Source organism: Billgrantia endophytica (genome assembly GCF_002879615.1).
Classification (GTDB): domain Bacteria; phylum Pseudomonadota; class Gammaproteobacteria; order Pseudomonadales; family Halomonadaceae; genus Halomonas; species Halomonas endophytica.
The window spans coordinates 50262-75228 of record NZ_PNRF01000007.1 but is presented as its reverse complement, the minus strand read 5'-3'; the positions used below and the strand labels follow the sequence as shown (position 1 = coordinate 75228).

The following is a 24967-nucleotide window of genomic DNA, read 5'->3' as shown; positions in this document are numbered from 1 at the left end:
ACGCACGGCTGTCCACCTGGCCGGTGCGTGGGTCGCCATGCCGAGCAACGACTGGCCAACATGCCGCCAGTGGGAGGCGATATGCCCCGACTTTCCAAGAAGCCGCGCACCCTGGTCTACTCCTGTTCGGGCTGCTCCGACGTGGCCCAGCTGGCCAACGACGTGGCCTTGCGACTCGACCTCCTGGGTGTGGCGGAAATGTCCTGCGTTGCCGGGGTGGGCGGCGGTGTGCCCGGCCTGGTTCGCACGGCTCGTTCCGGCCGTCCCATCGTGGCCATCGATGGCTGCCAGATGCACTGTGCCAGCCACTGCCTGGCCAATGCCGGGGTCACGCCTACCGAGCACGTGAAGCTCTACGAACAAGGCTTCCGCAAGCGTCGCCGCCAGCGCTACGGCGACGACGAAGTGGCCGCCGTGGCGGAGGGCGTCGGTAACCTGATCGCCCGTCTGCCCATGGACGCCACCGCCTGCGTCGAGGAAGCCCCATGACAGCACTGGTCGATGGCTTCGGCCGTACCGTTCGCTATGTTCGCCTCTCGGTGACCGATCGTTGTGATTTTCGCTGTGTCTATTGCATGGCCGAAGAGATGACGTTCCTGCCTCGCGCCAAGGTCCTCACCCTGGAGGAGATAGCCACGCTGTCGCGGGCCTTCGTCGACCTGGGAGTGGAGAAGATCCGCCTGACCGGTGGGGAGCCGCTGGTGCGGCGCGGCATCGAGGGGCTGGTGGGCGAGATCGGCGCCCTGGAGGGGTTGCATGATTTCGCCATGACCACCAACGGTGCCGGCCTGGCCAAGTATGCCACCGCCTTGCGCGATGGCGGCCTGAAGCGACTCAATATCAGCCTGGATACCCTCGATCCCGAGCGCTTCCGCGAGCTGACCCGTACCGGCAGCCTGGGCAGGGTCATCGGCGGCATTCGTGCCGCCCGGGGAGCCGGCTTCGAGCGCATCAAGCTCAATGCGGTGATCCTCAAGGGACGCAACGACGACGAGGTGCTCGATCTGGTCGAGTTCGCCCGTGCCGAAGGGGTGGACATCAGCTTCATCGAGGAGATGCCGCTGGGCCAGACCATCGGCCACGACCGCGCCGAGACCTTCTGTTCCAGTGACGAGGTGCGCTCTCGCATCGAGGCGCGCCATGCCCTGATGCCCACCACCGAGAACACCCTGGGACCGTCCCGCTACTATCGCATGAGCGACAGCGACTCCCGTGTCGGCTTCATCTCCCCCCACAGCCACAACTTCTGCGATGCCTGCAACCGGGTGCGGGTTACCGCCGAGGGCCGGCTGTTGCTGTGCCTCGGCAATGAGCATTCGGTCGACCTGCGCGGCGTGATGCGCCGCCACCCCGGCGACCTCGACCGGCTCAAGGTCGCCATCGTCGCCGCCATGCAGAAGAAGCCCGAACGCCATCACTTCACCACCGATGGAGACGTCCAGGTGGTGCGTTTCATGAACATGACCGGGGGCTGAAGGCGTCAGTGCTCGGCCTCGTTCCCGTTGAGCCCACGCCCTTCTCCAGCTAGGTTGGTGTTCACACCCCCGCCAGGAGAGTTGCCATGGCCGACCACCCCCCCGAGACACGGCACGACGAGCAGCCCGATCCCTACCTCTGGCTGGAAGAGGTCGACAGCGACCGGGCGCTTGCGTGGGTGCGCGAGCGCAACGCCGAGTGCCAGGCGAGCCTCGAGGCCGACAGCGGCTTCGCGGCCCTTCAGGCCGACCTGCAGGCCATTCTCGATGCCGACGACCGCATACCCTTCGTGGTCAAGCGCGGCGAGCACTACTACAACTTCTGGCAGGACCGCGACCATCCCCGCGGGCTGTGGCGCCGCACCACGCCTGCGGAGTACGAAACGCCCCAGCCGCACTGGGACGTCATCATCGACCTGGATGCCCTCAATGCCGCCGAAGGCGAGAACTGGGTCTGGCATGGCGCCCACTGCCTGACGCCAGGCGATCCGGGCGAGCCCTGGCGCCACTGCCTGATCTCCCTGTCGAGGGGCGGTGCCGATGCCGACGTGACCCGCGAGTTCGATCTCATCGAGCGACGCTGGGTCGATGACGGTTTCTTCCGCGACGAGGCCAAGGGTGCCCTGCGCTGGATCGATCACGATACCGTCTATGTCTTCACCGATTTTGGCGAGGGTTCGCTGACCACGTCAGGCTATCCCCGCATCGTCAAGGAGTGGCGTCGTGGTACGCCGCTCGAGGCGGCGACCACGGTCTTCGAGGGGGAGTCGACCGACATGGCGATCGGCGCCATGCACGATTCGACCCGAGGTTTCGAGCGCGACTTCATCAGCCGCGCCAGGGCCTTCTATGACAACGAGCTCTACCTGCGCGAGGGCGACGGCACGCTGTGCAAGATCGAGGTGCCCGACTCGGCCCGCAAGCAGGTGCATCGGGAATGGCTGACCCTGGAGCTGAGAGAGGCGTGGGAGGTTGGCGACACCACCTATCCGGCGGGTGCGCTGCTGGCAGCCGACTTCGATGCCTTCATGGCCGGTGAGGGAACGCTCCGGATGCTGTTCGCCCCCACGGAGCAAAGGTCCCTGGAGGATACGACCTGGACCCGCCACCACCTGATCCTCAATGTACTGGATGACGTGAAGAACACGCTCCATGTGCTCACGCCCAGTCACGACGACTGGCCCTGCGGGCCGCTGGCCGGGGCGCCCGAGCTGGGCAGCGTGAGTGTCAGCGCCGTGGATGACGAGGAGTCCGACGATGTCTTCATGGTCGTCACCGATTACCTGACCCCGACCACGCTGCTGCATGGCCGAATCGGCGAGACGCCACGGCCGCTCAAGCGGGCACCGGCACTGTTCGACGCCGAGGGGCTTCGCGTCAGCCAGCACTTCGCGACCAGTCAGGACGGTACGCCGGTGCCCTATTTCCTGGTCGCCCGGGACTCGCTCGAGGCCAACGGCACCAACCCGACCCTGCTCTATGGCTATGGTGGCTTCGAGATATCGCTGCTGCCGGCCTACAGCCCCGGCGTCGGGCGCGGCTGGCTAGGCAAGGGCGGCGTCTACGTGGTGGCCAATATCCGCGGTGGCGGGGAATACGGCCCGCGCTGGCACCAGGCCGCACTGCGCGACAAGCGCCACAAGGCCCTGGAAGACTTTGCCGCGGTGGCCGAGGATCTGATCGCGCGAGGCATCACCTCGCCGCGCCATCTTGGCATCCAGGGTGGTTCCAACGGCGGCCTGCTGGTCGGTAACATGCTGGTGCGCTATCCACGGCTGTTCGGCGCGGTGGTCTGCCAGGTACCGCTGCTCGATATGCGTCGCTACCATGAACTGCTGGCCGGTGCCTCCTGGATGGCCGAATATGGCGACCCCGAAAGTGACGACTGGACCTTCCTGCGCCACCTGTCCCCCTACCATAACCTGGACCTCGCGGCGGTTTACCCGCCCATGCTGCTCATGACCAGCACCCGCGACGACAGGGTCCACCCCGGCCACGCCCGCAAGATGATGGCGCGCATGAGCGAGCAGGGGCATCGGGTGCTCTACTACGAGAACATCGAGGGTGGCCACGGTGGTGCGGCCGACAACCGCCAGCGCGCCCACATGCAGGCGCTGGCCTTCACGTTTCTCGGCCAGCAATTATCTGGCGAACTCTTGAGTTCCTAGCCTTGGATTAATTTGTCCTAGTTGTCTTGTCCGGCAGTGACTTGGCCGCGCCATTATGATGCCGAAAACCCTATATTGCGCACTATGCGTGCGCAATAGGGGAACTTTCGGTCGAGCGATTCACCTGGATAAGAAAGCTTTTTCCCTTATTCGAATCATGCAGATGCGCGGTAAGCCGTGCAGGATGGCATGCGACCTGCAGCTAAAAGGGTGAAGGTAATGACTGGATAGTACAAGTATAACCCACCCTGACCGGAGGTGACTGGACATGAAGGACCGGAACCTGCTTCTTGGCAGTTTTTTTATAGCCTCACTGCTCCTTGTCAGTAGCCACGCCTTGGCGGAGCGCATTTCCATCGGAATCGGCCATCAGAGCATGGTAACCAATACCGTGGCGGGCGGTATCGTGCTGGAGAAACTTGGCCTCATCGAGAAATATCTCCCGACTGACGGCGACTACGCCGATGCCGAGTATGACATCGTCTTCCGCGACTACGATTCGGGGCCGCCCATTACCAACCAGATGATGGCGGGCAACCTGGAGTTCGGCGTGATGGGCGACTATCCGCTGATCGTCAACGGCGCCAGCTTCCAGGCCACGGGGCGTAACGAGACGCGCTTCATCGCCGTGACCGGCTACAATCGGCAGGGAACCGGCAACGGCATCGTGGTGCCGGTGGCCTCCGATGTCTACTCCCTCGAGGAACTCGCCGGCAAGCGCATCTCCACGCCGGTGGGCAGTGCCGCCTGGGGGATGACGCTCAAGGCGCTGCGCGATGCGGGTCTGGACGGCGACATTGCCATCATCGACCAGAGCCCGCCCGTGGGTGTGGCCAACATTGCCGGCAACCGTATCGATGCCCATGCCGACTTCGGTCCCTGGTCGGAAGTGATGGAATTCCGTGGCACCGGGCGCAAGATCTTCGACGGCAGCGAAGCTGGCGTGCCAACCTTCCATGGCATCGTGGTGCGCAAGGACTTTGCCGATCGCTATCCCGAGGTGGTCGATGCCGTGCTTCAGGCCACACTCGAGGCGCAGCGGTGGATCGAGGAGGACCCGATGCGTGCCGCCACTCAGCTCAGCGAGTGGACCGGGGTGGCCAAGGAGGTGCTCTATCTCTATCTCGGGGAGGGAGGCATCAGCACCATGGATGCCACCATCAAGCCCGAGTGGGTCGAGGCGCTCGAGTACGACCACGCCTTGCTGCAGGAAGAGCGCAGCATACCCGACCTCGATTTCGATGCCTGGGTCGATGACAGCTTCGTGCGCCGCGCCTATGAGGCATCCGGGCTGGACTATGCCGCCGAGCTGGAGCGCATGGTTACCCCGATAGCCGGAAATCCCGATCTCAAGCCGGCGCAGATATGGTTTGCCGACGAAGGAATAGTCGAATACGACAGCGTGGCCGAGATGGTGACGGCATTCCGAGACGCCGATGGGGAAGGGCGGGAGGTATACACCACCTACGTCTACGATCATCACAGTGGAATAAAGATGTTCGGCAAGGCGTCCTTTCTCTCCGAAACCCCTGATGGAGAAGTGGCGGCCTTCATGAAACGTGCCGACTCCGAAGCATATATAGCCGATAATGGCGGCAGGATGATCGCACTGTCTGCTTCCGACGAAGAAGCCCTTGCCATGAATGATTGATTCAAAGTCTTCCAATCACCTGAAAGACAATCTCAAGGGGTGCGGTATTTTACCGTGCCCCTTCTTGTATTTGTTTCGTGTGTATTCCTTTCATTACTTGCTCATGATATTGCGGTCATGACATGTCCTACTTGTCATAAGGCCCTTGCATGAAAGCACTGAAAAATGCATCGACCTGGCGCCGTTCAAAGACGATTTGCACCATGCGGACGCGCCGATTGGTTCAGGAAACACACCTTCCTGATAAGTTGAAAAACGAAAAACGTCTTTTGGATTAAATCCTTGAAAAGAATTGGCGGGAAGTTGGCATGGCTGATGCAACTTACTGGGTAAACGACATGACCTGATAGTACAAGCTTCGCTTTCGATGACTATGCCTCCGGCGACAACGACAGAACAAGAGCCGGGCTTCATTACCCCAGCATGGCGCTACTGCGCTCCCGTGACGAGAGGTGACACCATGAGCTTGAACCCCAGGCCCCGCCCTCCGCTCTCCGAGGCTGCCCTGTCCAGCCCGCTCGAGACCTCCGAGCGACAGCCGATCGAGGCCACCCCTGCCGCAGCGACTCCTTCCGGGGTGGCCCTCGGCGCGTCTCGGCGTTTGCTGCCCGAGAACTGGGATCGCTACCTGGTGCGCATCGGCGCCCTGCTGGTGGCCGCCCTCTGCTGGCATCTCGCCTCGACCTACGGTTTCGATTTCTTCGTGCGCTTCGACAACGTGCCCGGGCCGCTGGTGGTGGGGGCGGAGTTCCTGGCTCAGGCGTCGAGCCAGCAGTTCTACCTGCATATCCTGCACAGCATTCAGCGCATCGCCATCGCCTATGGCCTGGCCGTGGTGATCGGAGTGGTACTCGGCGTGATGATGGGTCGTTCGCGTTTCGCCGAGGACGTGATCCTTCCCTATATCGAGATCCTGCGGCCGATCCCGGCGGTGGCCTGGATCCCGCTGGCGATCCTGATGATGCCCACCGAGCAGTCGAGCATCGTCTTCATCACCTTTCTCGGGGCGCTGTTTCCCATCGTGATCAACACCGTGCACGGCGTCGAGCAGACCCCCAAGGTGCTGGTGCGCGCCGCCCGCAGCCTGGGTGCGAGCAACGCGGCCATCCTCTGGCACGTGGTGCTCCCCGGCGCATTGCCGAGCATCGTCACGGGGCTGGCCATCGGCATGGGCGTGGCGTGGTTCTCGCTGCTGGCCGGCGAGATCATCAGCGGCCAGTACGGCATCGGCTACTTCACCTGGTCGGCCTACACCCTGGTCGAGTACCCCAAGATCATCATCGGCATGCTGGTCATCGGTGGGCTGGGCTCGCTGTGCACCCTGCTGGTCCGCAAGGCCTGCGCGCCGCTGCTGCGCTGGCAAACCGAGGGGGCCAAGTCATGATGACCATCTCCAGGCTCAACCGTGCCGCCGTCATCGATCACCCCCGCAGCTTCCGCCCGCGCAGCGCGAGCGGCAAGGGCAGGATCAGCGCGCGCGACATCGACCTCGTCTTCGCCACGGCCAACGGCCCCCACCGCGCCGTGGAGGCGGCCAGCCTCGAAATCCAGCCGGGCGAGTTCGTCTCGCTGCTGGGGCCCTCCGGTTGCGGCAAATCGACCCTGATGAATTGCGTGGCCGGCTTCGTCAAGCCGACCCGGGGCGAGGTGCTGCTCGACGGCCAGGCGGTCGTCAAGCCCGGCCCCGACCGTGGCATGGTGTTCCAGCAGCACTCGCTGTTCCCGTGGAAGACGGTGAAACAGAACGTCGCCTTCGGCCCGCTGATGGCGGGAGTGGGCGCGCGGGAGGCCGACAGCGTGGCCAGAACCTTCCTCTCGCTGGTGGGGCTGTCGCGCTACGCCAGCGCCTATCCCACCACCCTCTCTGGCGGCATGCAGCAGCGCGTGGGCATCGCCCGGGCGCTGGCCAACTACCCCAGCGTGCTGCTGATGGACGAGCCCTTCGGCGCCCTGGATGCCCAGACCCGCAGCATGATGCAGGAGAACCTGCTCGAAATCTGGAGCGAGTTCAAGAACACGGTGCTGTTCGTCACCCACGACATCGACGAGGCGGTGTTCCTCTCCGACCGTATCGTGGTCATGAGCGCGAGCCCGGGGCGGATCATCGCCGACATTCCCGTGCGACTCGCGCGCCCGCGCACCCAGGAGCTGCTCACCACACCCGAGTTCATGGCGATCAAGCGCGAGTGTCTCGCGCTGATTCGCGAGCAGACCCTGCATGCCTTCGAACAGCAGAACCAGGCGGGCTGAACCGAATACGACATGCCTACGCCCCCTCGGGCCGACATGACATGTCATAACAAGAGGCAACAACCATGAAGAGCCAGGAACTCAAGCTGCAGCCGGGCGACTCGCCGCAGCCGCTCTACGTGCAGATTCGCGACACCCTGCGACGCAACATCCTGGAGGGTGGCTGCTCGCCCCACGAGCGGCTGCCCTCGGAGAATGCGCTGATGAAGAGCTTCGGCGTGAGCCGCATCACCATTCGCCAGGCGCTGCGTGACCTGCACAACGAAGGGCTGGTGTTCAGCGCCCAGGGCAAGGGCACCTTCGTCAGCAAGCCCAAGGCGGTACAGAACGTGCAGCGCCTGCAGGGCTTCGGCGAGGCCATGGCGGCGCAAGGGTATGAAGCCACCGCCAGGCTGCTGTCGATCCAGGAGCGCAAGCCGGGCAAGGCGGTGGCCGCCGCTCTCGGGTTGCGTTCGGGCGATGCCGTAGTGGAGGTCAAGCGGGTGCGCTACCTCAACCGCGAGCCGGTCTCGCTGGAGAGCAGCTATTTCCCCATGGACATCGGCCGGCGACTGTTTGGCCAGGATCTCTCCGGTGACATCTTTCCCTTGCTGGAGAACCGCTTCGCCATACCGCTCGGCGCGGCGGACATCGCCATCGACTCCACCCTCTGCGACGAGGAGACCCAGCAGCACCTCAACCTCAGAATGGGCGAGCCCGTTCTGCGCGTCGAGCGGCTGACCTATGACCGGGCGGGCCGGCCGATCGACTTCGAGTACCTCTGCTTCCGCGGGGACGCCTTCAAATACCAATTCCGAGTGGATCGGAAACCGGAGGAATCATGAACGCAAGCGACATTTCCGTCATCGACACCGACGTGCTGGTCATTGGCGGCGGCACCGCAGGCCCCATGGCTGCGGTCACCGTCAAGGAGCAGGATCCGAGCCTCGACGTGATGCTGCTGGAGAAGGCCAACGTCAAGCGCAGTGGCGCCATCTCCATGGGCATGGACGGGCTCAACAATGCCATCGTCCCCGGCCACTCGACGCCTGAGCAGTACATCAAGGAGATCACCATCGCCAACGACGGCATCGTCCACCAGCCGGCGCTGATGGCCTACGCCCAACGCTCCTTCCCGATGATCGAGAAGCTCGACTCCTGGGGCGTGCATTTCCAGAAGGACGAGACCGGCGACTATGACATGAAGAAGGTCCACCACCTCGGCACCTACGTGCTGCCGATGCCGGAGGGCCACAACGTCAAGAAGATCCTCTACCGCCGGCTGCGCCGCAACCGGGTGCAGATCGAGAACCGCTTCCAGGCCACCCGCCTGCTCAAGGACGCCGACGGCCGCATCGCCGGCATGATCGGCGTCAACACCCGCACCGCCGAGCCCATCATCATCCGCGCCAAGGCGGTGATCATGGCCACCGGGGCCGCCGGGCGCATCGGCCTGCCGACCTCGGGCTACCTGTTCGGCACCTACGAGAACCCCGCCAACAACGGCGACGGCCACGCCATGGCCTTTCACGTGGGGGCCGACCTGGCGAACCTCGAGTGCTTCCAGATCAACCCGCTGCTCAAGGACTACAATGGTCCCGCCTGCGCCTACGTCACCGGCCCCTTGGGTGGTTTCACCGCCAACTCCCAAGGCGAGCGCTTCATCGAATGCGACTACTGGTCGGGCCAGATGATGCTGGAATTCTTCAAGGAGCTGGAGGGCGGCAACGGCCCGGTGTTCCTCAAGCTCGACCACCTGGCCGAGGAAACCATCCAGGAGATAGAGACGGTCCTGCACACCAACGAGCGCCCTTCGCGCGGGCGCTTCCACGACGGCCGCGAGATCGACTATCGCCAGAACATGGTGGAGATGCACATCTCCGAGGTCGGCTTCTGCTCGGGTCACTCCGCCTCCGGCGTGTGGGTCGACGAGACCGGCGCCACCACCGTACCGGGGCTTTACGGCGCCGGCGACATGGCCTCGGTGGCCCACTCCTACATGCTCGGCGCCTTCGTCTACGGCCAGATCTGCGGCGAGAGCGCGGCCGCCTTCGCCAAGGGGCGCGGCGAGATGCCCTCCCTCGACCAGGCGTTCATCGCCGCGGAACTCGAGCGCATCCAGGCGCCGCTGAAGGTGGCCGACGGCATACCGCCGGCGCAGATGGAATACAAGGTGCGGCGCCTGGTCAACGACTACCTGCAGCCGCCCAAGGTGACCAGAAAGATGGAGATTGGCCTGCAGCGCATCCTGGCCGTGCGCGAGGACCTGCCTCGCCTGCAGGCTACCGACCCCCACGAGCTGCTGCGCGCGCTGGAGGTACAGTCGATCATCGACTGCGCCGAGATGGCCGCCCGCGCCTCGCTCTATCGCACCGAATCGCGCTGGGGGCTTTACCACTATCGCGTCGATCTCCCCGAGCAGAACGACACCGACTGGTTCTGCCACACCCGGCTGTACAAGGACGACAACGGCAACATGGCCCACGGCAAGCGCCCGGTGGCGCCCTACCTCGTCGAACTCGGTGAGGAAAAGGACGCCTACCAGAAGCTGCGCGTGCGGAAGGCCGCCAACGCCTGAGCCTCCACGGTGGGCGACGAGAGACGAGAGAATTCAAGGAGAAAACCATGCCGACTGCAACGCAACGCACCAGCGTCCCGGTGATCGTCGACGAGGACAAGTGCATCGCCGACAAGGGCTGCACCGTCTGCATCGATGTCTGCCCGCTCGACGTGCTGTGGATCAACCCGGACACCGGCAAGGCGCACATGCGCTACGACGAGTGCTGGTACTGCCTGCCCTGCGAGGCCGACTGCCCGACCGATGCCGTGAAGGTCGAAATTCCCTATCTGCTGAGGTGAGCCATGAAACGCTACGACGACCCCGAGCTGCAGGAGATCGCCGAAAGGCTCGCCGACCCGGACCCCGGCATCCGCCGCGTGGCGGTGCTCGCCCTGGTCGATTCGGGCGAGCCCGAGGCGGCCGAGCTGTTGATCCAGGCGCTCAAGGACGAGGATGCCGCAGTGCGCCAGGAGGCGGCCAAGGTGGTTGATGAGTTCGACGCCGAGGACATCGCCGACTCGCTGCTCGCCGCCCTGGGCGATGCCGACGAGGTGGTGCGCAATGCTGCCGCCCACGCCCTGGCCGACCTCAAGGACCCCGGTGTCGCGCCACCCCTGCTCGCCGCACTGGAACGCAGCGACGACCCCTTCGTGGTGGCCGGCATCCTCCGTGCGCTCAAGCCGCTGCGCGTAGTGGCGGCGCAGACCCCGGCGCTGACGCGGCTCAATGATGACGACCCCCATGTACGCCGCGAAGCGGTGGGTGTGCTCGGCTGGCTCAAGGCCGAGGAGAATCTGCCGGCGCTGATCGACCGCGCCAAGAGCGACGCCGACCCCGAGGTGCGCCGCGCCGCGGCCGGTGCCCTGGTCTACGCTGCGCCGGAGCGGGCGGGCCCACCGCTGATGGTGATTCTCGACGATCCCCACTGGCAGGTACGCTGCGAGGCCGCCATCGGCATCGGCAAGCTCGACTACCGGGCCGGGCTCGAGCCGTTGATCGCGGCCAGCCACGATACCACCTGGCAGGTGCGCGAGAAGGCCGCCGAGGCCATGGGCAAGCTGCGCGTGGCAGCGGCAGTGCCGGCGCTGGGCGAATGCGCCAGGGATCCGATGAGCAACCTGCGCAAGGCGGCCATCGGTGCGCTCGGCGCCATCGCCGAACCGGAATGCCGCCCGTTCATCGAACTGGCTCTCGACGACCCCGACCCGGACGTGCGCAAGCTGGCGCGCTGGGCTCAGTCGCAGCTCGACAACGCGGCCTAGAGCCGGGCTACAAGACAAGCGGCTGCGCGTCGGCGATACCGCGGAAGCGACCTCAGATGCTCATTGACTACCGTAAACTCCGCGTCTTCGGCGGCTTCCGCCTTGTCTCGTTCCAGCTCGCTTGCTTGTAGACCGGCTCTGAACGAACTCTGTAGAGGCAAACGACCATGACTTATGTGGTGACCGAAAACTGCATCCGCTGCAAGTACACCGACTGCGTCGAGGTGTGCCCAGTGGATTGCTTCCACGAAGGACCCAACTTCCTCGTCATCGACCCGGTGGAGTGCATTGACTGCTCGCTGTGCGTGGCGGAGTGCCCGGCGGACGCCATCTACGCCGCCGACCAGCTGCCGCCCGAGCAGGCGCACTTCCTCGAGATCAACGCCGAACTCGCCCAGGTGTGGCCGGTGATCGCCCAGACCCGCCTGCCCCTGAGCGAGGCCGACGCCTGGATCGACCGGGGCGAGAAGCTGCGGTATCTGGAGCGTTGAAGCATGCGTCAACTTGTCATGACGAGTTGCCGCGCACGTTTCGTGCTGCTGGCCGTCGTGCTGGGTGCCAGCGTCAGCGACAGCGCCCGGCCGATGGTTGACGTAGCCGTTCCCATCCCGCCCGCGGGAGTGCCGATGCTGTGCCTGCGGGACCGTCTACTCCCAAGACTCACGGATCTGACCGCCAGGAGGTCGCCATGACTGCCATTGCCAATTCCCGCGAACACTTGCGCCATACCATCGCCCCGCCCGACGGCGTGCACCTGAACCGCCGCACGCGGGAGGTGGAGATCCGCTGGCCGGACGGTCGCACGGACAGGCTCGCCTGTCTCACGCTGCGGGCCGCCTGCGCCTGTTCCAGCTGCCTGCACGCCAAGCGTAGCGGCCGCCTGGCGCTGTACGACGCCGACATCACCGTCGTCAACGCCAAGCCCTTCGGCGTCAGCGGCTTGCAGCTGTTCTTCTCCGATGGCCACAGCCGTGGCGTCTTCCCCTGGGCCTACCTGCGCGAACTGGGCGGGGCGGAGTGACGGGCGCCCCCCGGTCCGCTCGTATCGGCGCCGTCCTGGGAGGCGTTCAAGCTGGGCCACTGCGCACTGCATGTGCGCCGGGCTGGCATTTACCGTATGGGCCCGTCGGTGTTGCTGTCGACGGCCTGAACTCGACAACAAGCGTATACCCCCGCATCGCTCGCGATGCATGACGACTGGAGGAAATCTCATGGCTGCTGCTATCGGAACCGCCGACGTACTGAGCGTTCACCACTGGAACGACACCCTGTTCAGCTTTCGCACCACGCGCGACCAGGCGTTGCGCTTCGAGAACGGCCACTTCGTGATGATCGGCCTCGAGGTGGGGGGCAAGCCGCTGATGCGCGCCTACAGCATCGTCAGCGCCAACCACGATGACTATCTCGAGTTCCTCAGCATCAAGGTACCCGACGGCCTGCTCACCTCGCGCCTGCGGCACCTCAAGGTGGGCGACCAGATCATGGTCAGCCGCAAGCCGGTGGGCACCCTGGTGATCCACGACCTGACCCCGGCCAGGAATCTTTACCTGCTCTCCACCGGTACCGGCCTGGCGCCGTTCATGAGCATCATCAAGGACCCGGAGGTATACGAGCGCTTCGACAAGGTGGTACTGGTGCACTGCGTACGCTACGTCAGCGAACTGGCCTACCACGACCACATCACCCGGGAGCTGCCCGAACACGAATTCCTCGGCGAGGAGATCCGCGACAAGCTGATCTACTACCCCACCGTGACCCGTGAGCCGTTCCGCAACCAAGGGCGCATCACCACACTGATCCAGAGCGGCACGCTGTGCGCCGACATCGGCCTGCCACAGCTCGCCCGCGAGACCGACCGGGTGATGCTGTGCGGCAGCCCCGCCATGCTTGCGGACCTCACCGCCATGCTCGACGACATGGGCTTCCAGGCCAGCCCGCAGCAGGGCGAGCTGGGCGACTACGTGATCGAGCGCGCCTTCGTCGAGAAGTGAACGGCAGCCGCTTGGCGTCGTGGTTCAGCAGGGCCACCTCTACGGCCAGCGGCTGACCCTCATGAGCCTCGCGGCGATAGCAGAGATGGGCTTCCAGGGTGTAGATCGTATAGCCGTATCTTGCCCGGCCTTCCGCATCCAGGCCAAGGCGGTCCATCAGTGCCTCCGCCGCCAGGGAGAAGACCCTGGCATACTCGGCATCATTCATGTAGCCGTTGTAGTCGACCCACTCCGGCGCCACGCAAGTCTCCAGTAGTGCCCATTCGCTCCTGCCTCCTGTCGCATTGATCACCTGCACGCTCAAGCCGTTCCACCATGGATCGTCGCGCGCGCCGAAAAAGCAACTGCCAATAGTCGAAATAGCGCTGAAAATCCCTCGCAGGGTAAAACTGGCTTTATTGTCTAAGGTATGGGAGAAACTCGTACCAGGGCTACCGCCCATCGAACGCTTGATTGAGGATAACAAGATGATGCTCAAGAAGACCCTTCTGGCCAGTGTCGTGATCGGCGCCATGCTGGCAACCGCCGCCAACGCAGAGACGCTGCGCTGGACCCGTTCCGCCGACAGCCTGACCATGGACCCCCACTCCCAGAACGAGGGGCCGACCCACGCGGTCAATCATCAGGTCTTCGACACCCTGCTCTACCAGGACATGGACGTGGAGTACCAGCCGGGGCTGGCGACCGAATGGTATGTGAAGGAAGACGACCCCACTGTCTGGGTCTTCAAGATTCGCGAAGGCGTGACGTTTCATGAAGGACAGTCGCTGACCGCCGATGACGTGGTCTTCTCGCTCAACCGGGCCCGTCATGAGCATGCCGATATGCGCGGCCTGTTGACGGCCATTGCCGAAGTGCGCGCCGCCGACGACTACACGGTGGAAGTGGTGACCCACGACCCCAACCCGCTGCTGCCCAACAACCTCACCAACCTGTTCATCATGAGCCATGAGTGGGCCGAGGAGCATGGGGTCGAGGAGCCGCAGAACTACGCGGCCGGCGAGGAGACCTACGCGGTTCGCAACGCCAACGGCACAGGCCCCTTCCGGGTCGAGAGCCGCGAGCCCGACGTGCGTACCGTCTTCGTGCGCAACGACGAGTACTGGGGTATCGATCATTATCCCATGGAAATCTCGCGGCTGATCTACACGCCCATCGAGTCCGCCTCTACCCGGGTAGCCGCGCTGCTTTCCGGTGAGGTCGACCTGCTCCAGGAAACGCCGGTACAGGACATCGAGCGCCTGGCCAACGCAGAAGGCCTCAAGAACGAGCAGGGCGCCGAGAACCGCACCATCTTCCTTGGCATGCAGATGGGCGCGGCATCGCTCGAGACCACCGATGTCGATGACAACCCCTTTGCCGATCACCGGGTGCGTGAAGCGATCAACCTGGCGGTGGATGCCACCACCATCCAGACCGCCGTCATGCGCGGCAACTCGGAGCCCGCCGGGATGATCGCGCCGCCCTTCGTCAACGGCTATACCGAAGAGATGGATGTGGTGCTGCCCGCCGACCTGGACCGCGCGCAGGAACTGATGGCGGAGGCGGGCTATGAAGACGGTTTCCGGGTCACCCTGCAGTGTCCCAATGACCGCTACGTCAACGACGAGCAGATCTGCCAGGCGGTGGTCAGCATGCTGGCGCGCATCGGCATCACCGTCGATCTGGCGGCCCAGACTCGCTCGATCTTCTTCGCCGAGCTGGCCCGCGGTGAGTACGACTTCTACCTGCTGGGCTGGGGTGTGCCCACCATGGATTCGGAATATGTCTTCAATTACCTCTACCATACCAAGGAGGACGACCGCGGCAGCTGGAACTTCACCGGCTACAGCGACGAGCGGGTGGACGAACTGACGGTGTCCATGGGCCAGGAGGTCGACGAGGACGTTCGCAACGAGATGATCGCGGAAGCGTGGCAGATCGTGCACGACGAGATCGTCTACATCCCGATCCACCACCAGATGCTGACCTGGTCCATGCGCGACGACATCGACTTCAAGGTACAGAGCGAGAATACGCCACACTTCAAGTACCTGAAGTTCAACAACTAAGCCAACGATGCAAACCAGCCCCCCGGTCGCCACAAGCAACCGGGGGGCTAACTAATGTGGTAATCCCATGCTTGCATTTCTCATACAGCGCGTGCTTCAGGCCATCTTCGTGATGTTCGTGGTCGCGCTCATCGCCTTTTCGCTGTTCCATTACGTCGGCGACCCGGTGCTCAACATGCTCGGCCAGGAGGCCACCGATGCCGACCGTGCCGAACTGCGGGGTCGCCTGGGCCTCGACCAGCCGGTGGTGGTGCAGTTCTATCGCTTCATCGTCAATGCCGCCCAATTCGAGTTCGGCATCTCCTACCGCTCGGCGCGGCCAGTGACCGACATGATCATGGAGCGCCTGCCGGCGACCCTGGAACTTGCCATCATCTCGGCCGTCTTCGCCGTTGTACTGGGCATCGGGCTGGGTATCTACACGGCCCTGCGCCGTCGTAGCTTGCTGTCGCGCTTCATCATGACGACATCGCTGATCGGCGTCTCCCTTCCGACCTTCCTGATCGGGGTGCTGCTGATCTATCTATTCGCCGTGGAGCTGGGCTGGTTGCCCGCCTTCGGGCGCGGCCAGACGGTACGGCTCGGCGACTGGTGGACCACCGGACTGCTGACCACCAGCGGGCTGCGATCCCTGATTCTGCCGGCGATCACCCTGGGGCTGTTCCAGCTGACGCTGATCATGCGCCTGGTGCGAGCCGAGATGCTCGAGGTGCTGAGCACCGACTACATCAAGTTCGCCCGGGCCAGGGGGCTGTCGAAGCGCGTGGTCAACCTGCGCCACGCACTGAAGAACACCCTGATTCCGGTGATCACCATCATCGGCCTGCAGCTCGGCACCATCATTGCCTTCGCCATCATCACCGAGACGGTCTTCCAGTGGCCCGGCGTCGGGGCGCTGTTCATCACGGCGGTTCGCTTCGTCGATATCCCGGTCATGGCCGCCTACCTGATGATGATCGGGCTGGTCTTCGTCATCATCAACCTGGTGGTGGACCTGCTCTACTACGCCGTTGATCCGCGCCTGCGGGCGCAGGGAGGAGGCAAATGAGCCAGCATACCCAGCCCCGTGAAAACGACGGCCCCGCCGCACCCGTGGTGCCACCGAAGCCGGGACGCCTGAAGACCTTCCTCGAGAGCGATATCGTCTACTCCTGGAAGCGCCAGCCGGTGGTGATACTGGCGACACTGGTCACCCTGATCCTGTTCGCCGCCGCGCTGTTCGCGCCCTGGATCGCGCCGCAGAACCCCTTCGACCCGCGCCAGCTCGAACTGATCGACGCCTTCACGCCACCCATGACCACGTCGGACTTCACCGGCAACTTCTACCTGCTGGGCAGCGACAGCCAGGGGCGCGATGTCTTTTCGGCGATCCTCTACGGCTCGCGCATCTCGCTGCTGGTGGGCTTTGCCGCGGTGATCTTCGCCCTGGTGCTGGGCACCGCCCTGGGGCTGATGGCGGGTTTCCGTGGTGGCTGGCGCGATGCGCTCATCATGCGTATCGCCGATGTGCAGCTGACCTTTCCTTCGATCCTGATGGCGCTGCTGATCTTCGGCGTGATCCGAGGCTTCCTGCCGCGCTCGATGCACGCCGAGGTGGCGATCATCGTCTTGATCATTGCGATCGGGCTGTCCGACTGGGTGCAGTACGCCCGGGCAGTGCGCGGCGCCACCATGGTCGAGAAGAACAAGGAGTACGTCCAGGCGGCGCGGGTCATCGGCCTGCCGGCGGGCAAGCTCCTGTTCCAGCACATCCTGCCCAACGTGATGCGACCGGTGCTGGTCATCGGCACCATCGGTCTGGCGCTGGCCATCATCGCCGAGGCCACCCTGTCCTTCCTGGGGGTTGGCATGCCGGCCACCCAGCCGAGCCTGGGGACCCTGATCCGGGTCGGCCAGGATTACATGTTCTCGGGAGAGTGGTGGATCCTGCTCTTCCCCGGGATGGCGCTGCTGATGCTGGCGCTTTCCGTCAACCTGCTGGGAGACTGGTTACGTGATGTCCTCAACCCCAAGCTCAGGTGAACGACCGGGCACGCGTCCTCCGGGCCACGAGCCCGATGGCGCCATGTCCCAGGATGAGCCGGTGCTCAGCGTACGCCATTTGCGGGTGGAGTTCCCCACCCGTCATGGCACGCTGGTGGCATTGGACGACGTGTCCTTCGATATCGCGCCTGGCGAGGTGCTGGGCGTGGTGGGCGAGTCCGGTGCGGGCAAGTCGATGACCGGCAATGCCGTGATCCAGCTGCTGGAGCCGCCGGGCCATGTCGCCGGCGGCGAGGTCCGTCTCTCGGGGCGGCGCATCGACGATCTGGCGGAGGACGACTTCGTGCCGCTGCGCGGCAGGCACATCGGCATGATCTTCCAGGACCCGCTGACCAGCCTCAATCCGCTGTTCTCGATCGGGGGCCAGCTGATCGAGACGATTCGCACGCATCTGCCGATGAACGAGAAGCAGGCACGCGTACGGGCCCTGGAGCTGTTGCGGGAGGTGGGCATACCCGCGGCGGAAGAGCGTCTGAACAGCTATCCCCACCAGTTCTCCGGCGGCATGCGCCAGCGGGTGGTGATCGCCCTGGCGCTGGCCGCGCAGCCGGAGTTCATCATCGCCGACGAGCCGACCACGGCCCTGGACGTCTCGGTGCAGGCGCAGATCCTTGCCCTGCTCAAGCGGCTGTGTGCCGAACACGGTACCGCCGTGATGCTGGTGACCCACGACATGGGCGTCATCGCCGAGACGGCCGATCGCGTGGCGGTGATGTACGCCGGGCGGCTGATCGAGATCGGCCCGGTCGACGAGGTGATCCGCAATCCCCAGCATCCCTATACCCGGGGCCTGATGGCCTCGATTCCGGGTATCGAGAAGAGCCTCGATCGGCTCTACCAGATCGAGGGCTCCATGCCGAGGCTGGTGGCGATTCCCTCGGGCTGTGCCTTCAATCCACGCTGTCCTCATGCCCAGGAGCGCTGCCGCGTCGTGCGCCCCGACCTGATGCCGGCCGGTGCCGGTCGGGCCGCCTGCTGGCTGCATGACCCGGTCGACCCGCTCCCGCGGCTGGACGAGAATGGAAGAAAGGAGGACGCCCATGTGCGCTGATACGGCGATCAGGCAAGCGCCGGCTCCGGCCGACGGAGACGTCCTGCTGGAGGCCCGCGACCTGGCGCGCTACTTCGATGTCTCCAAGCCCTGGCTCAACCGGGTGCTGGAACGTAGCGAAAAACTGTCACTCAAGGCGGTGGACGGGGTGAGCTTTGCCATTCGCCGCGGCGAAACCATGGCGCTGGTGGGGGAGTCCGGCTGTGGAAAGTCCACGGTGGCGCGCCTGGTGGTCGGTCTCTATGGCCTGACCCGTGGCACGTTGACCTTCGATGGCGAGGACATCAGCGACCTGGCTGGGCGTACCGGCCGCCAGGCCGCGGCGGTGCGCAAGCGCTTCCAGATGATCTTCCAGGACCCGTACGCCAGCCTCAATCCGCTGTGGCGAGTGGGTACCATCATCGGCGAGCCGCTGCGCTTCTTCCGCCCCGAGATGAGCGGTGCCGCCCGCCGTCAGCGGGTGGGCGAGCTGCTCGAGCAGGTGGGCATGTCGCCAATGGATGCCAACCGCTACCCCCATGAATTTTCCGGCGGGCAGCGTCAGCGCATCTCGATTGCCCGCGCGCTCGCCAATGAGCCGGAATTCATGATCTGCGACGAGCCCACCTCGGCGCTGGATGTCTCGGTCCAGGCCCAGATCCTCAATCTGATGCGCGACCTGCAGGATGAGTACGGCCTGACGTATCTGTTCATCAGCCATGACATGGCGGTGGTCAAGCACATGGCTGACCGTATCGCGGTGATGTACCTGGGGCGTATCGCCGAGATTGCTCCGGCCGATCAGCTCTTTGCCACACCGCATCATCCCTACTCGAAGATGCTGCTGGCCGCCGTGCCGTCGCTGGAAGGGGGCGGCAAGGAGCGCAGTGTGATCCAGGGGGAGGTGCCCAACCCGGTGCATCCGCCCCCGGGCTGCGCCTTCCATCCGCGCTGTCCTCATGCCAACGAGCGCTGCAAGGCCGAAGTGCCGGCCTTGATCGCCCGCGTTGACGGCAGTGAAGTGGCCTGCCATGGAGTGGAGGAAGGGCGCATCGAGTGAGAGGCGCCTGCCGAGATGTCAGGTGTCCGACCAGCAGGCGGCGTAGTGCGGGGTCACCGTCAGGGTGCCCTCCGACTCGTGCACCATCACCGGCAGGCCGTAGAGTTCGCTGAGCCTCTCGCGGGTCAATGTCTCGTGCGGCGTGCCGTCAGCCACCACGCGCCCCTGCTTGAGCAGCAGCAGCCTGTCGGCCACGCTCGCCGCCAGGCTGAGGTCGTGAAGGATGGCCAGCACGCCGACGCCCTCCAGGGCGGCCTGTCGGGCCGCCTTGAGCACCGTGATCTGATGGTGCAGATCGAGGCTTGCCGTCGGCTCATCGATCAGCAGATAGCGCCCGCCGCCCAGCAGTTGCCCGGCCCACAGCTGTGCCATGACGCGAGCCATCTGGGTGCGGTGCTGTTCACCGCCGGAAAGGCTTAGCACTGGCCGCCGGCGTAGTGTGCCGAGATCGAGCAGCTCGATGGCTCGTTCGCTGACCTCGTCGGTGGCCGAGGCGGTCAGTTCACGGGGCACTCCCAGTCGTACCAGGGCATCGACGCTGAATGGAGCGCTGACACGCGGCGCCTGCTCGAGTACCGCACGCTTGATGGCGAGCTCGGCGGCGCTGATCGTGGATGGACACCGATGATCCATCGTCACTTCACCGGTGCCTCTCTCGGCGCCGCTCAGGCAGTGCATCAGCGTGGATTTGCCGGCGCCGTTGGGGCCAAGCACGGCAATGAATTCCCCGCGACGTAGCGTCAGATTGACCTTGTCGAGCAGGCAACGGCCGCTTTTTATCAGCGTCAGGGCCTTGGCTTCAAGCACGGGCGATGCTCCCCATTCGGCGCGTCAGCAGCCAGAGGAAGAAGGGGCCGCCGATAAGGCTGGTGGCGATGCCGATGGGTGGTTCCTGTGGCGGAATGGCCAGGCGCACGGCGAGGTCGGCGGCCAGTACCAGGCTGACGCCCAGCAGCGCGGCGGCAGGGAGCATCCAGCGGTGCTCGTGTCCGATCAGCAGCCGCGCCAGGTGGGGAGCCACCAGTCCGATGAAGCCGATGGGGCCGGCGGCTGCCGTTACGGCTCCGACGCAGAGTGCCGCTGAAATCGCCAGACGGCGCTTGCTGTGTTCGACGTCCAGTCCGGCGTGAAAGGCCTGGCGCTCGCCGAGCTGAAACAGGTCGAGTCCGCGAGCCTGTGACCAGAAAACGGGAATCACCGCCAGTGTGACCCCCAGAGCAACCAGTACCACCGGCCAGCCGGCATGCCCCAGGCCGCCCATGCTCCAGAATGTGAGGTCGCGCAGCGCCTGGTCATCGGCGACATAGACCAGAACGCCGATCAGCGCACCGGCGATGGTGTTGATGGCGATGCCGATCAGGATCAGCATCGCCACCGAGGTTTCACCTCCCTGTCGGGCCAGGGTGAAGACGCATGCCATGGCAAGGGAACTGCCGAGGAAGGCTGCCAGTGGCAGCAGGAAGCTTTGCACCAGCGTCGGCAGTTCAGGCGTTATCAGGTCGCCAAGCACGATAGCGGTCACCGCGCCAATGGAGGCGCCTGCCGTGATGCCGATCAGCCCGGGGTCGGCCAGCGGGTTGCGCAGCACGCCCTGCAGAGCACTGCCCGACAGGGCAAGCGCCATGCCCACCGCCAGGCCCAGCACCAGCCGTGGCAGGCGAATCTGCCAGATGATGCTGGCATCCAGAGGCTCCCCTCGACCGCCCAGTACGGCCCACAGCTGAGCGCCGCCGATTGACACCGGCCCCAGCATCAGCCCCGATAGCATCAATATCGACGTCAGTACGGCTAGCGCCGCCAATGTCAGGTGTTGGCGTGAGAGCCCGCGCAGTGGAACGGTCTTCAACATCGCCGCCACTGTCATGGCCCCTCGTTCTCTGCCGTTGCCATGCTGGCGCGCAGCGCCTCATGCAGTTTGCCGATGGCGAAGGGGGTGCGCGGGCCATAGCCGAGCAGCAGCATGCCCTCCATGGCAACCAGGCGGCCCTGGCGTCCAGCGGGAGTCTCGCGGAGATCCGGCCTCTGCAGGACCGACTCTTTCGAACGGTTTTCCAGTTGCTCCGCCATCATCAGCACGATATCCGGCTGAAGGGCCATCACGGCCTCCAGGGACAGCGGCCGATAGCCGGTGACGCCGCCCGTCAGCGGTTCGCCACCTGCCATGCGGATCATCGCCTCGGCAACGGAGCCTTTTCCCCCGATGATCATCGGGCCGCTTTCCGCTGACAGAACGAACAGGACGCGTGGACCGTCCGTGTAGGCCGCCGTGTGTTCCCTTACCTCTGCCAGCTCGGCTTCGAAGGTCGAGACCAGCCGCTCGGCCGCCGCTTCCTGGCCCAATGCCTCACCGACGAAACGAATCTTGGCGGGCACGCTGTCCGCTGCCCCGCCCCGTGGAGCGGGTGCCTGCAGAACGCTGACGCCGGCGGCGCGAAGCCGGCTCAGCGTCGCTTCCGGGCCTGCGAAATGGCTGGCCAGCACCTGCTCGGGGCGCAGTGACAGCACGCCCTCGGGCGAAAGCGTGCGGACATAGCCGATGCTGGGCAGCTCACCGACGGTTGCCGGATAAGTGGAGGTGGTATCGACACCGACCACGCGCTGGCCCGCACCGAGCGCGAAGGCAATCTCGGTGAGGTCTCCGCCAGCGATGACGATCCGTTTTGCCGCGCTGGCAGGTACGACTGCCAGACACGACATGGCGATCACCAGAAGCCCCCGCAACAAGAAGCGCCGAAGAGAGGTGGCTCTGAAGGCCACGCGCTGTGACGGCCAAGGTCGACGGACGGGCATGATCACCTCCTCGATGCAAAATGATAAGAATTATCATTACTGTTTGTCATGTCAAGGCCAAACCCCAAGGGCGGGGCATTCTCAGCCTCGATCCCGCCATGCACGGCTTCATCCACCATGCTGACCTTGCCGCGCTGACGGCGGCAGTGCTCGAGGACCCCGCCACCCTGGGTGGCATCTATGCCGCCGTCGATCTCGATCAGGCGCGCTGCGTCAACCCCATCGAGCCGGTGGCGCTCGCCAACTGATTCCCAACGATGAAAAAACCCCGGCAGAAGCCGGGGCAAACGATCGAGAGCGCTGGTGGCTATCGCTTAGAACTCGTAGCTGGCCGAGAGCCAGAGGCTGCGGCGGTCGAGGTAAGTCCCGTTAGTAGACTGAGCGGTTTGAGAGTAATGATATGCTGCGTGAGTCTCTCCATTGAATTCGTAGGTGGTTGCCTTGCCGAAGTCCTTGTCGAACAGGTTCCAGATAGTACCGGTTAGGCGCACATTATCCGATAGCTGGTAAGATGAGCGCAGATGGAACAGCTCATAGCTGTCAAGTTTGTTGCCAACCTGTTGATATAGAGCATAGTTTTGCTGGTTGGTGGGGTTTCCGCCCGGTTGCGGAACTCCACCTGGGAAGCGCTCACGGGAAGAGTAATATTCACCATCCAGACTGGTGGTCCAACGATCGGTGATATCCCAAGACAGGCTGGCGGTAAATTTGTGCTTAGGCGCATTGCTCAATACCAGTCCTTGGCCATCTTCGGAAGTGATTTCGGTGTCGGTGTAGGTATAGCCCCCACGCACTTCCCAGTCGGGAGCGAAGCGGTAGCGAGTTTCCAGTTCGAGACCCTGGGTTTCCGCCTCACTGACATTGACTGCCTGGTTGTACGTGCCGTCCGGTATGGTGGGATGGCCTGATACAACGCGCTGGTCAGCGGTTACGATACGATCCTCGAAGTCAGTATGGAATAGTGTAATGCCTGCAGAGAAGCCCGCGAGATTGTCGTAAATGGCACCAATTTCGTAGTTGGTACTTTCTTCTGGTTGCAAGTCCGGGTTACCGATCTGTAGTGCCGCGCCTTGGCCGGTAATCTGGTTGATACCATCCCGCAACTGGTTGAGGGTCGGAGTCTTATAACCCTGGCTCACCCCACCCTTGAACGTCCAGGAGGCATCAGCGTTCCATACCAGATAGCCGCGTGGGGTGAAATGGCTGCCGAAGGCATCGTGGTCCTCGAAACGGCCGCCCAGGGTCAGCGCCAGGTCGTCACGCATCCACCATTCATTTTCGATGAACAGTGCCCATTGAGACTCGTCATAGCTGTCTGGCGCAATGCCATCGGTGAGCTCGGCATCCAGGTACTGGCCACCGATGGTAAGCATGTGATCGCCGACCGGGGCGGTGAACTTGGTATCGAATACCGTCTGGATGTTTTCCAGTACACGCTCCGAGCGGATGATCGGTGAGTGAGGCAGTTGCGGATGCGGTGTACCGGGAGGGCCAGGGTTACCTTCGGGGTTATTTGTACTGGGAGGGGTATCGGGGTGTGGAATCGTACGGCCCAGAGTCTCCGTCTCATGATACATCAAGCTGGAGTCCCAAGTGCCGAGATCAAAGCGGCTGGTATGACCAATCGCCACCTGGTCGCGATTGAAGCGCATCCATTCTTCGTAGCCGTAAGTTTGACCTGGGTTGTCTGGATTTGTGCCATCTACATTGCCTAGGCGGCCATCAGCATTGTCGTACCACTGACGGGCGCGCTCGGCATCCAGCCAGAATTCGTTGGTGTCGTCCGGGGTCAGGGTCAGGCGTCCGCCAATGGAGTAGATGCGCGCTTCGCCGGGACGCGGGTCGCGACCGGAGGCGCCTTCGATCAAGCGATCCGATGAGTCGCGATCGAACAGGCGGCCGCGCAGTTGCAGGCCCAGGGTGTCCTCGACCAAAGGGCCTGATGCATAGAGATTGAGGTTCTGCGAGTTGCTGGCGGTGCGATCTTCCTGGAAGGTGGTATCGACGGAGACGTTGCCGGCCCAGGTATCGCTGACCGGACGGGTGATGATATTGATGACCCCACCCATGGCATCGGAGCCATAGAGGGTCGACATCGGGCCGCGAATGACCTCGATACGCTCGATAGCCGATAGCGGTGGCATGAAGCTTGTGGAAGTCTCGCCGAAGCCATTGGGTGTCACATCGGACGCGGCATTCTGGCGACGGCCATCGATCAGAATCAGCGTATAGGCGCTGGGCATGCCGCGAATTTCGACATTGAGACCGCCGGTCTTGCCGACGCCGGAGCGCACATCGACGCCAGGTACATTGGCGATAGCCTCGGCGATATTGGAGAAACGCTGTTGTTCCAGCTCCTCGCGGGTCACCACCGAGATGCTGGCCGGTGCTTCTCTGAGTGCCTGCTCGAAGCCACCGGCGGTCACGACGATGCTGTCGAGGCGGGCGGCATCCTGGGCATGGGCGGCAAAAGTGGTCGTTGCAGCGGCAACCGCAAGGGCCAGGGCGGTACGGCGAGGGTAAAGCATGGGATCACCTGTGCAATGGTTACGTTGATAATGAGACGGATTATCAAATGCATGGTGATTCTATTCAGAAAAGTTCCCTCGAGTCAGGGTAATCGAGGGCAACATTGCGTTGCGTAATCGGCAACACCC

The 24967-nt window shown here is 64.1% G+C and carries 23 protein-coding genes and 2 pseudogenes; 20 read left to right on the top strand and 5 right to left on the bottom strand.

Annotated features, from left to right (window positions below; translation table 11 throughout):
• The first annotated feature begins 81 nt into the window (after window positions 1–81).
• The 14 genes from C1H69_RS02285 (at window position 82) to C1H69_RS02220 (ending at window position 13336) form a co-directional block, all read left to right on the top strand.
• Entirely contained in the window at window positions 82–489 is a 408-nt protein-coding gene (locus C1H69_RS02285; protein WP_102651796.1) for a putative zinc-binding protein, read from the top strand.
• Window positions 486–1475: a GTP 3',8-cyclase MoaA gene (gene moaA, locus C1H69_RS02280; protein WP_102651795.1), complete on the top strand. Its 990-nt coding sequence runs from the start codon at window positions 486–488 to the stop codon at window positions 1473–1475. The genes C1H69_RS02285 and moaA overlap by 4 nt, the downstream gene beginning before the upstream one ends.
• An 86-nt stretch (window positions 1476–1561) precedes the next feature.
• Window positions 1562–3643 carry a prolyl oligopeptidase family serine peptidase gene (locus C1H69_RS02275; RefSeq protein ID WP_102651794.1) on the top strand — a complete coding sequence of 694 codons (2082 nt, stop codon included), beginning with the start codon at window positions 1562–1564 and terminating at the stop codon, window positions 3641–3643.
• Window positions 3644–3911: 268 nt separating this feature from the next.
• Window positions 3912–5294 carry an ABC transporter substrate-binding protein gene (locus tag C1H69_RS02270; protein ID WP_240609782.1) on the top strand — a complete coding sequence of 461 codons (1383 nt, stop codon included), beginning with the start codon at window positions 3912–3914 and terminating at the stop codon, window positions 5292–5294.
• A 460-nt stretch (window positions 5295–5754) separates the two neighbouring features.
• On the top strand, window positions 5755–6678 hold the full coding sequence (locus C1H69_RS02265) for an ABC transporter permease (protein WP_102651793.1): 924 nt from the start codon (window positions 5755–5757) through the stop codon (window positions 6676–6678).
• Window positions 6675–7544, top strand: a complete 870-nt coding sequence (locus tag C1H69_RS02260; protein ID WP_240609781.1) for an ABC transporter ATP-binding protein — start codon at window positions 6675–6677, stop codon at window positions 7542–7544. Before C1H69_RS02265 ends, C1H69_RS02260 begins: the two co-directional genes overlap by 4 nt.
• A gap of 65 nt (window positions 7545–7609) precedes the next feature.
• Window positions 7610–8368 (top strand): GntR family transcriptional regulator, encoded by a 759-nt coding sequence (locus tag C1H69_RS02255; protein ID WP_102651792.1) that lies wholly within the window; start codon window positions 7610–7612, stop codon window positions 8366–8368.
• Complete coding sequence (locus C1H69_RS02250) at window positions 8365–10101, top strand: fumarate reductase/succinate dehydrogenase flavoprotein subunit (protein ID WP_102651791.1); 1737 nt, start codon at window positions 8365–8367, stop codon at window positions 10099–10101. The genes C1H69_RS02255 and C1H69_RS02250 overlap by 4 nt, the downstream gene beginning before the upstream one ends.
• A 47-nt stretch (window positions 10102–10148) precedes the next feature.
• Window positions 10149–10382, top strand: coding sequence for a 4Fe-4S dicluster domain-containing protein (locus C1H69_RS02245; protein ID WP_102651790.1), 234 nt, complete (start codon window positions 10149–10151; stop codon window positions 10380–10382).
• 3 nt (window positions 10383–10385) lie between these two features.
• Window positions 10386–11345: a HEAT repeat domain-containing protein gene (locus C1H69_RS02240; protein ID WP_102651789.1), complete on the top strand. Its 960-nt coding sequence runs from the start codon at window positions 10386–10388 to the stop codon at window positions 11343–11345.
• 167 nt (window positions 11346–11512) lie between these two features.
• A complete protein-coding gene (gene fdxA / locus C1H69_RS02235) occupies window positions 11513–11836 on the top strand; it encodes a ferredoxin FdxA (RefSeq protein ID WP_102651788.1) in 324 nt (107 codons plus the stop codon).
• A 3-nt stretch (window positions 11837–11839) separates the two neighbouring features.
• A complete protein-coding gene (locus tag C1H69_RS02230; RefSeq protein WP_102651787.1) occupies window positions 11840–12037 on the top strand; it encodes a hypothetical protein in 198 nt (65 codons plus the stop codon).
• Window positions 12034–12366 (top strand): DUF971 domain-containing protein, encoded by a 333-nt coding sequence (locus C1H69_RS02225; protein WP_102651786.1) that lies wholly within the window; start codon window positions 12034–12036, stop codon window positions 12364–12366. The genes C1H69_RS02230 and C1H69_RS02225 overlap by 4 nt, the downstream gene beginning before the upstream one ends.
• 190 nt (window positions 12367–12556) lie before the next feature.
• Window positions 12557–13336: a ferredoxin--NADP reductase gene (locus C1H69_RS02220; RefSeq protein ID WP_102651785.1), complete on the top strand. Its 780-nt coding sequence runs from the start codon at window positions 12557–12559 to the stop codon at window positions 13334–13336.
• A gap of 4 nt (window positions 13337–13340) precedes the next feature.
• Here C1H69_RS02220 and C1H69_RS02215 read toward each other — a convergent pair.
• Window positions 13341–13625 (bottom strand): annotated as a pseudogene (locus C1H69_RS02215) (thioesterase family protein); the annotation flags it as partial.
• 178 nt (window positions 13626–13803) lie between these two features.
• Here C1H69_RS02215 and C1H69_RS02210 point away from each other — a divergent pair.
• From C1H69_RS02210 to C1H69_RS02190, 5 genes are all read left to right on the top strand, one after another.
• Window positions 13804–15387 (top strand): ABC transporter substrate-binding protein, encoded by a 1584-nt coding sequence (locus C1H69_RS02210; RefSeq protein ID WP_102651784.1) that lies wholly within the window; start codon window positions 13804–13806, stop codon window positions 15385–15387.
• A gap of 67 nt (window positions 15388–15454) precedes the next feature.
• On the top strand, window positions 15455–16435 hold the full coding sequence (locus C1H69_RS02205; protein ID WP_102651783.1) for an ABC transporter permease: 981 nt from the start codon (window positions 15455–15457) through the stop codon (window positions 16433–16435).
• Entirely contained in the window at window positions 16432–17409 is a 978-nt protein-coding gene (locus tag C1H69_RS02200; RefSeq protein ID WP_205738391.1) for an ABC transporter permease, read from the top strand. The genes C1H69_RS02205 and C1H69_RS02200 overlap by 4 nt, the downstream gene beginning before the upstream one ends.
• A 43-nt stretch (window positions 17410–17452) precedes the next feature.
• Complete coding sequence (locus tag C1H69_RS02195) at window positions 17453–18481, top strand: ABC transporter ATP-binding protein (RefSeq protein ID WP_102651782.1); 1029 nt, start codon at window positions 17453–17455, stop codon at window positions 18479–18481.
• Entirely contained in the window at window positions 18471–19520 is a 1050-nt protein-coding gene (locus C1H69_RS02190) for an ABC transporter ATP-binding protein (RefSeq protein WP_102651781.1), read from the top strand. The genes C1H69_RS02195 and C1H69_RS02190 overlap by 11 nt, the downstream gene beginning before the upstream one ends.
• 18 nt (window positions 19521–19538) lie before the next feature.
• Here the strand turns inward: C1H69_RS02190 and C1H69_RS02185 are convergent.
• The 3 genes and pseudogenes from C1H69_RS02185 to C1H69_RS02175 form a co-directional block, all read right to left on the bottom strand.
• Window positions 19539–20294 (bottom strand): annotated as a pseudogene (locus C1H69_RS02185) (ATP-binding cassette domain-containing protein); the annotation flags it as partial.
• A gap of 25 nt (window positions 20295–20319) precedes the next feature.
• Complete coding sequence (locus C1H69_RS02180) at window positions 20320–21384, bottom strand: FecCD family ABC transporter permease (protein WP_205738390.1); 1065 nt, start codon at window positions 21382–21384, stop codon at window positions 20320–20322.
• A complete protein-coding gene (locus C1H69_RS02175) occupies window positions 21381–22310 on the bottom strand; it encodes a heme/hemin ABC transporter substrate-binding protein (RefSeq protein ID WP_102651779.1) in 930 nt (309 codons plus the stop codon). The genes C1H69_RS02180 and C1H69_RS02175 overlap by 4 nt, the downstream gene beginning before the upstream one ends.
• 20 nt (window positions 22311–22330) lie before the next feature.
• Here C1H69_RS02175 and C1H69_RS23235 point away from each other — a divergent pair, with 20 nt between their 5' ends.
• On the top strand, window positions 22331–22558 hold the full coding sequence (locus tag C1H69_RS23235) for a hypothetical protein (RefSeq protein ID WP_133154949.1): 228 nt from the start codon (window positions 22331–22333) through the stop codon (window positions 22556–22558).
• A gap of 66 nt (window positions 22559–22624) precedes the next feature.
• Here the strand turns inward: C1H69_RS23235 and C1H69_RS02170 are convergent, their stop codons facing one another.
• Window positions 22625–24838: a TonB-dependent receptor domain-containing protein gene (locus C1H69_RS02170; protein ID WP_102651778.1), complete on the bottom strand. Its 2214-nt coding sequence runs from the start codon at window positions 24836–24838 to the stop codon at window positions 22625–22627.
• Between the last annotated feature and the right edge of the window lie 129 nt (window positions 24839–24967).

What these genes read in the sequence shown, in the direction of transcription:
- C1H69_RS02285 (WP_102651796.1), top strand. Translation starts at nt 82, where the DNA reads ATGCCCCGACTTTCCAAGAAGCCGCGCACCCTGGTCTACTCCTGTTCG.
- moaA (WP_102651795.1), top strand. Translation starts at nt 486, where the DNA reads ATGACAGCACTGGTCGATGGCTTCGGCCGTACCGTTCGCTATGTTCGC.
- C1H69_RS02275 (WP_102651794.1), top strand. Translation starts at nt 1,562, where the DNA reads ATGGCCGACCACCCCCCCGAGACACGGCACGACGAGCAGCCCGATCCC.
- C1H69_RS02270 (WP_240609782.1), top strand. Translation starts at nt 3,912, where the DNA reads ATGAAGGACCGGAACCTGCTTCTTGGCAGTTTTTTTATAGCCTCACTG.
- C1H69_RS02265 (WP_102651793.1), top strand. Translation starts at nt 5,755, where the DNA reads ATGAGCTTGAACCCCAGGCCCCGCCCTCCGCTCTCCGAGGCTGCCCTG.
- C1H69_RS02260 (WP_240609781.1), top strand. Translation starts at nt 6,675, where the DNA reads ATGATGACCATCTCCAGGCTCAACCGTGCCGCCGTCATCGATCACCCC.
- C1H69_RS02255 (WP_102651792.1), top strand. Translation starts at nt 7,610, where the DNA reads ATGAAGAGCCAGGAACTCAAGCTGCAGCCGGGCGACTCGCCGCAGCCG.
- C1H69_RS02250 (WP_102651791.1), top strand. Translation starts at nt 8,365, where the DNA reads ATGAACGCAAGCGACATTTCCGTCATCGACACCGACGTGCTGGTCATT.
- C1H69_RS02245 (WP_102651790.1), top strand. Translation starts at nt 10,149, where the DNA reads ATGCCGACTGCAACGCAACGCACCAGCGTCCCGGTGATCGTCGACGAG.
- C1H69_RS02240 (WP_102651789.1), top strand. Translation starts at nt 10,386, where the DNA reads ATGAAACGCTACGACGACCCCGAGCTGCAGGAGATCGCCGAAAGGCTC.
- fdxA (WP_102651788.1), top strand. Translation starts at nt 11,513, where the DNA reads ATGACTTATGTGGTGACCGAAAACTGCATCCGCTGCAAGTACACCGAC.
- C1H69_RS02230 (WP_102651787.1), top strand. Translation starts at nt 11,840, where the DNA reads ATGCGTCAACTTGTCATGACGAGTTGCCGCGCACGTTTCGTGCTGCTG.
- C1H69_RS02225 (WP_102651786.1), top strand. Translation starts at nt 12,034, where the DNA reads ATGACTGCCATTGCCAATTCCCGCGAACACTTGCGCCATACCATCGCC.
- C1H69_RS02220 (WP_102651785.1), top strand. Translation starts at nt 12,557, where the DNA reads ATGGCTGCTGCTATCGGAACCGCCGACGTACTGAGCGTTCACCACTGG.
- C1H69_RS02210 (WP_102651784.1), top strand. Translation starts at nt 13,804, where the DNA reads ATGATGCTCAAGAAGACCCTTCTGGCCAGTGTCGTGATCGGCGCCATG.
- C1H69_RS02205 (WP_102651783.1), top strand. Translation starts at nt 15,455, where the DNA reads ATGCTTGCATTTCTCATACAGCGCGTGCTTCAGGCCATCTTCGTGATG.
- C1H69_RS02200 (WP_205738391.1), top strand. Translation starts at nt 16,432, where the DNA reads ATGAGCCAGCATACCCAGCCCCGTGAAAACGACGGCCCCGCCGCACCC.
- C1H69_RS02195 (WP_102651782.1), top strand. Translation starts at nt 17,453, where the DNA reads ATGTCCCAGGATGAGCCGGTGCTCAGCGTACGCCATTTGCGGGTGGAG.
- C1H69_RS02190 (WP_102651781.1), top strand. Translation starts at nt 18,471, where the DNA reads ATGTGCGCTGATACGGCGATCAGGCAAGCGCCGGCTCCGGCCGACGGA.
- C1H69_RS02180 (WP_205738390.1), bottom strand. Translation starts at nt 21,384, where the DNA reads ATGACAGTGGCGGCGATGTTGAAGACCGTTCCACTGCGCGGGCTCTCA.
- C1H69_RS02175 (WP_102651779.1), bottom strand. Translation starts at nt 22,310, where the DNA reads ATGCCCGTCCGTCGACCTTGGCCGTCACAGCGCGTGGCCTTCAGAGCC.
- C1H69_RS23235 (WP_133154949.1), top strand. Translation starts at nt 22,331, where the DNA reads ATGATAAGAATTATCATTACTGTTTGTCATGTCAAGGCCAAACCCCAA.
- C1H69_RS02170 (WP_102651778.1), bottom strand. Translation starts at nt 24,838, where the DNA reads ATGCTTTACCCTCGCCGTACCGCCCTGGCCCTTGCGGTTGCCGCTGCA.